Genomic DNA, 6,080 nt, shown 5'->3' on the forward strand with positions numbered 1-6,080 from the left:
CCATGTATCCCTTCTCCTTCACCAAGGTCTCTGACACCCGCGAGGCACTCAACGCCGGGCGGCACGGCGGGCGGTACATCGCCGGCGGCACCACCCTCGTTGACCTGATGCGTGAGACCGTCGAACGACCCGAGACGCTGGTCGACATCACTGGCCTGCCCTTGCGCGAGGTCACGGTCGCCGAGCGCGGCGGGCTGCGGATCGGCGCGCTGGTGCGGATGGCCGAGGCCGCCGCCCACCCCAAGGTCCGCACCCTCTACCCCGTGATCTCACAGGCGCTGGAACTCAGCGCCTCCGCCCAGCTGCGCAACATGGCCACCATCGGCGGCAACATCATGCAGCGCACCCGCTGCACGTACTTCCGTGACCTGACGGCCGCCTGCAACAAGCGTGAGCCGGGCTCGGGCTGTGCGGCACGGGAGGGCGTCAACCGCACCCACGCGATCCTGGGCACCTCCGACGCCTGTGTGGCCACCCACCCCTCCGATGTCGCGGTGGCCTTCGCGGCGCTGGAGGCCAGCGTGCACCTGCTGGGCCCGGATGGGGAACGCACTGTTCCGTTCGCCGACTTCCTGCTGCGGCCCGGCAGCACCCCGAACCGCGAACAGGCCCTCCGCCAGGGTGAGTTGATCACCGCGGTGGAGATCCCCGCCCTTCCCCGCCCGCTGAAGTCGGGCTATCTGAAGGTGCGTGACCGGCAGTCGTACGAGTTCGCCCTGACCTCGGCGGCCGTCGCGCTGCACGTACGGGGCGGGGTGATCCGGGAGGCGAAGGTGGCCGCCGGTGGCGTGGGCACCGTGCCGTGGAAGCTTCCCGGCGTCGAGCAGCACCTCTTGGGCGAGCGGCCCTCGCAGTCCTTGTGGGCCGAGGCCGCGAAGCAGGCGGCCGACGGGGCCCGCCCGCTGGACCACAACCGCTTCAAGGTCGAGTTGCTCCAGCGCACCGTGGAACGCCAGCTGCGCATCGTAGGAGGTACCAAGTGAGCCCGCAGCCCCAATCGGCCGTCGGAGCGCCGTTGTCCCGCGTGGACGGCCGGCTGAAGGTGACCGGGAAGGCGACGTACGCCGCCGAGCACGACATCGAAGGCGTCGTCCACGCCGTCATCGTCGACAGCGCCATCGGCCGCGGACGCATCACCGGTATCGACACCCGTGCCGCCCTCGCCCAGCCCGGCGTCATCAAGGTGATCAGTCACCTCAACTCGCCCAAACTGGCCTATCGCGGCAATCCGGAGACGTACGATCCGCCGGGCAACAAACAGCTGCGGGTCTTCCAGGACGACAAGGTTCTCTTCCGGGGTCAGCCGGTCGCCGTCGTGGTCGCCACCACGCTGGAGGTCGCCCAGCACGCTGCGGAGCTGGTGAAGGTCCGCTACGACGCCGAGCAGTCGTCGACCGACATGGCCTCCGCGCCGGCCGGCGAGCCCGTCACCTACGCGCGGGGCGACGCGGACAAGGCGTTCGCATCCGCCGCCGTACAGGTGGATGCGACCTACCAGCAGGCCCGCGCCCATCACAACGCGATGGAGCCGCACGCCACCATCGCCCGCTGGGACGGCGACAAGCTCACCCTGTGGGACAAGACCCAGTGGCCCATCGGTATACAGAAGGACGTCGCCGCCCAGTTCGGCATCCCGATCGACTCGGTGCGCATCATCGCGCCGTTCGTCGGCGGCTCGTTCGGCAACGCGATGCGCGCCTGGCCGCACATCGCCACCACGGCCCTCGCCGCCCGCGAGACGGGCCGCCCGGTCAAGCTCGTGCTGTCCCGCAGGCAGCTGTACTTCGGGGTGGGCTACCGGCCCTCGTACGAGTACCGGGTGCGCCTCGGCAGCGACCGGCGCGGACGGGTGAGCGCCATGGTGCAGCACCTCAAGGCCGAGACCTCGTCGTACGAGAACTTCACCGAGGGCGTCCTGCACGCCGGGCAGATGGTCTACAAGGCGCCCCACGTCCGCCAGGACTACCGGACGGTGCCGCTGGACGTGAACACGCCGGTGTGGATGCGAGGTCCCGGTTTCGCCACCGCCTCCTTCGCCCTCGAGTCGGCGATGGACGAACTCGCCCACGAACTGGGCATCGACCCCATCGAGCTGCGCCGGCGCAACGAACCGGAGGAGGACCCGTCCAACCAACTGCCGTTCTCCACCCGGCGGCTGCGCGAGTGCTACACCGTCGGCGCCCGCGAGTTCGGCTGGCACCGGCGCAACCCCAGGCCGCGCTCCACCCGCGACGGCGACTGGCTGATCGGCACCGGCATGGCCGTCGGCACCTACGACGTCCTGCGGAGCGGGGCCCAGGCCCGGGTCAGGCTGAACGCCGACGGCACCGCCCTGATCCAGTCCGCGACCAGCGACATGGGACCGGGCACCTACACCTCCCAGAGCCAGGTCGCGGCGGACGCCCTCGGCCTGACCATGCGGAACGTAACCTTCCAGCTCGGCGACTCCACCATGCCGACAGCACCGCCCCACGGTGGCTCGCAGACCATGATCAACGTCGGCTCCGCCGTCCAGGACGGCTGCGACAAAGTACGTCTGCAAGCGATCAAACTGGCCGTCGAGGACAAGGACTCGCCGCTGTACGGCGCCGACGCCGACGACATCGTGGTCCGCGCCGGACGCCTGCACCGGAGCAACGACCCCGCGCGCGGGGAGACCTACCGGCAGCTCCTGGCCCGCAACAACCGCACCCACCTCGAAGTCCTCGGGTCCTGGACCCCCAGTGAGTCCCGGCACTCCATGTACACCTACGGCGCGATCTTCGCCGAGGTCGCCGTCGACGCCCGCCTCGGCCTGGTGCGGGTGCGGCGAATGCTGGGTGTCTTCGACGCCGGCCGCATCATCAGCCCCAAGCTCGCCGACAGCCAGGCGCTGGGCGGCATGGTCGGCGGCATCGGCGCGGCACTGCTGGAACACACCGCCACCGACCACCGCGACGGCCGCATCGTCAACGCCGACCTCGCCAACTACCTCGTCCCCGTCAACGCCGACATCCCCGACCTGCGGGGGATCTTCCTCGACGGCGGTGAGGACCTGAAGGCCGACCCCATCGGCGTCAAGGGACTCGGCGAGATCGTCTACATCGGCGTGGCGCCCGCAATCGCCAACGCGGTCTTCAACGCCACCGGCCGCCGCGTCCGCGAACTGCCCATCACCGTTGAAGCCATGCTCTGAGCACCCAGGTGCTCACTCGACCGTCCGGCGGCTGATCATGCCCAGCCGCCGGACCTCCGGGGCCGCCGCGGTGTCGCTCTCCCCCGGGCGACACCGCGGCGGCCCGCCCCCAAGCCGTCATCCCACGTCGCCCCACCCGGAGACCCGCCCATGCTGAACATCGCGGACACGCTCTACGACTGGTGCCGCGAGGCCCGCCCCTTCGCCCTCGCCACCGTCATCCAGGTCAGCGGCAGCGCACCCCTGCCAGTCGGCACCGCGCTCGCCGTCGACGCCGACGGCACAGTGGTCGGCAGCATCTCCGGCGGCTGCGTCGAAGGAGCCGTCTACGAACTGTGCCAACAAGTACTGACGGACGGCGCAACCCCCGCACGGGCCCGCTTCGGCTACTCCGACGACGACGCCTTCGCCGTGGGCCTCACCTGCGGCGGCGAAATCGACGTCCTCGTCCAGCGCGTCGATCCAGCGGACCGGTCACATCTCACCGATGTCCTCGACGCGATCGTGCAGGGGCGCCCCGTCGCTGTGGCCCAGGTCGTGAACGGCCCCGAAGCACTCCTCGGCCGCACCCTCACCCTTCTCGGCGACGGCAGCGCATACAACGGAACATTGGGCAGCGAGCGCGAAGACCGGGCGGTAGCAACACAAGCCCGCGCACTGCTGCGCGCCGGCCGCACCGCCCGGACCGAGGTCGGCGGCGACGCCAACACCTGCCCCGAGAGACTCTCCGTCCTCGTCCACACCCACGCGCCCCGCCCCCGCATGCTCATCTTCGGCGCCACCGACTTCGCCGCCTCACTCAGCCAGGCCGGCAGCTTCCTCGGTTACCGGGTCACCGTCTGCGACGCCCGCCCCACCTTCGCCACTCCCGCCCGCTTCCCGTACGCCGACGAGGTCGTCGTCGACTGGCCGCACCGGTATCTGGCGGACACCGAGGTGGACGCCCGGACCGCCGTCTGCGTCCTCACCCACGACGCCAAGTTCGACATTCCCCTCCTGCGGCTGGCCCTCGACCTTCCGGTCGGCTACATCGGTGCGATGGGCTCCCGCCGCACCCACGACCACCGCATGGAGGCATTGCGAGAGGCGGGCGTACACGAGGACCGGCTCGCGCACCTACGCTCCCCCATCGGCCTAGACCTCGGCGCCCACACCCCCGAGGAAACAGCCCTCTCCATCACCGCCGAGATCATCGCCCACGCCAACCACGGCACCGGCCTACCCCTGACCCGCAGCACCGGACCCATCCACCACCCCACCCCCGGCGCCCTCGCATCGGCCGTACGGACAGCCGCGTGAGGAACGACCGGCGTGACTGATCGGGACACGGCCCAAGTAGCCGCGTGCTGTGGATGTTGGCTACCAGAGGCGGCTCGCGACGGCATGGTACCCAGCGTCAGCGGGCGGTCTCGGCGCTCGGCTGGTGGGTGGCGGACCAGGAGGCGAGGAAGCGCAGTCTCTCGTGGGAGGGCGTGCCGGGTTCCGCACTCAGGACGGTGAGCTGCTGGTCAGGATCGGTGGGGCAGGCGAGGGTTTCCCAGTCGAGGGTGAGGTCACCGGCCACAGGATGCCGGAAGGCCTTGGTGCCCATGGCGTGATGAGCCACCTGGTGGGCACCCCACCACTGCCGGAACTGACGATCCTGTACGGAGAGCTCGTCGACGAGTGCGTTCAGGCGGGGATCGTCGGGATTCTGCGCGGCTTCCATGCGCAAGAAGGCCACATTGGTGCGGGCGACATCTTCCCAGTCCGCATACAGATCTCGCATCGCCGGGTCAGTGAAAACCAGTCTCACAGAATTGCGCTGCTCTTCCGGGATCTGGGAGAAATCCGTCATCAAGGCGGCAGCGAGCGGATTCCAGGCGAGAATGTCCATGCACCGGCCGAGAACGAGAGCAGGGGTATCGGTGAGATTGTCGAGAAGTCGTCGCATCGACGGCCGGACCTCCTGCGCTGCACGTCGGCGCGGCCGCGCATTTTCCTTCCCCGCCAGTTCGAGCAGATAGTCGTGCTGGTCTTCATCCAGACGCAGTACCCGGGCCAAAGTGATCAGGACCGGAGTGGAGGCTTCGATACGGCCCTGTTCCAGGCGCGTGTAGTACACGGTACTGATCGAGGCCAGCTGCGCCACTTCCTCGCGGCGCAGGCCCGGGACTCTCCGCAGGGCCCCGCTTTCAGGCAGACCCATCGCAAGGGGGCTCAGCTCGGCGCGCCGCGCCTTGAGGAATTCACCCAGCTCGTTGAGGTGTGCGTCCCTGCTCATGCGGGCCACGGTACTGCGTAAGTTGCCTGGGCACAGCTCCGCTGAGGGGTAGAGATTTATACCTGGAACATCCGTTCCTGGCAGGGCGTTTCCTCTTCGCCGGGGCCTGCGGAGCGTGTGACACTGCAAGAGCAGCCAGTCAGAAACGGGGCGCCCACGTCATCTGCAGAATCAAGCATCAGCTCCCTGCCAGTGACAAACCGAGAAATACGGCCGCTGAATGAAACGCATCTCTCAATGCCACTGGCTGCAGACGCCTGACGCGACGCGATGGAAACGCACAGCCAGTTCGTGGGGGGCAGGGTTTTATACCAGGAAAGATCTCTCCCATTGTCGTGTTCAGGAGTCGACGGCACTGTTACCTCTGTGCCCGTCGATCGATCGAACAGAAAAGTACGAACCGAAACTCTTTTCCGGAGTCATGATCCCGCCGGGTCTATGCAACCCGTACGTCCAGCGGAAAGGACAACCCTCATGGCATCGAAACTGACCGGCACCGTAGCGCTGGTCACCGGAGCGAGCAGCGGTATCGGCGCAGCCACAGCCCGTCGACTCGCCGAGCACAAGGCCTCCGTCGTGCTGGTGGCCCGCCGCAAGGACCGTCTCGACGACCTCGCCGCCGAGATCGAGAAGGCCGGCGGC

General features: G+C 68.8%; 5 protein-coding genes. 4 read left to right on the forward strand and 1 reads right to left on the reverse strand.

Annotated features, from left to right (window positions below; translation table 11 throughout):
- Window positions 1–2: 2 nt before the first annotated feature.
- The 3 genes from IG08_RS0130690 to IG08_RS0130700 all read left to right on the forward strand — a co-directional run bounded on the left by IG08_RS0130690 (window position 3) and on the right by IG08_RS0130700 (window position 4,474).
- Window positions 3–983 carry an FAD binding domain-containing protein gene (locus IG08_RS0130690; protein WP_030609653.1) on the forward strand — a complete coding sequence of 327 codons (981 nt, stop codon included), beginning with the start codon at window positions 3–5 and terminating at the stop codon, window positions 981–983.
- Entirely contained in the window at window positions 980–3,175 is a 2,196-nt protein-coding gene (locus IG08_RS0130695; protein WP_030609656.1) for a xanthine dehydrogenase family protein molybdopterin-binding subunit, read from the forward strand. The genes IG08_RS0130690 and IG08_RS0130695 overlap by 4 nt, the downstream gene beginning before the upstream one ends.
- Before the next feature lie 150 nt (window positions 3,176–3,325).
- Window positions 3,326–4,474, forward strand: coding sequence for an XdhC family protein (locus IG08_RS0130700; protein WP_030609659.1), 1,149 nt, complete (start codon window positions 3,326–3,328; stop codon window positions 4,472–4,474).
- Between the two features lie 97 nt (window positions 4,475–4,571).
- Here IG08_RS0130700 and IG08_RS0130705 read toward each other — a convergent pair whose 3' ends face one another.
- A complete protein-coding gene (locus IG08_RS0130705; protein WP_030609663.1) occupies window positions 4,572–5,438 on the reverse strand; it encodes a helix-turn-helix domain-containing protein in 867 nt (288 codons plus the stop codon).
- Between the two features lie 474 nt (window positions 5,439–5,912).
- Here IG08_RS0130705 and IG08_RS0130710 point away from each other — a divergent pair.
- Window positions 5,913–6,080 (forward strand): SDR family NAD(P)-dependent oxidoreductase (locus IG08_RS0130710; RefSeq protein WP_030609665.1); only part of this gene is annotated, 168 nt, incomplete at its 3' end.

The organism is Streptomyces fulvoviolaceus (assembly GCF_000718165.1).
GTDB lineage: Bacteria > Actinomycetota > Actinomycetes > Streptomycetales > Streptomycetaceae > Streptomyces > Streptomyces fulvoviolaceus.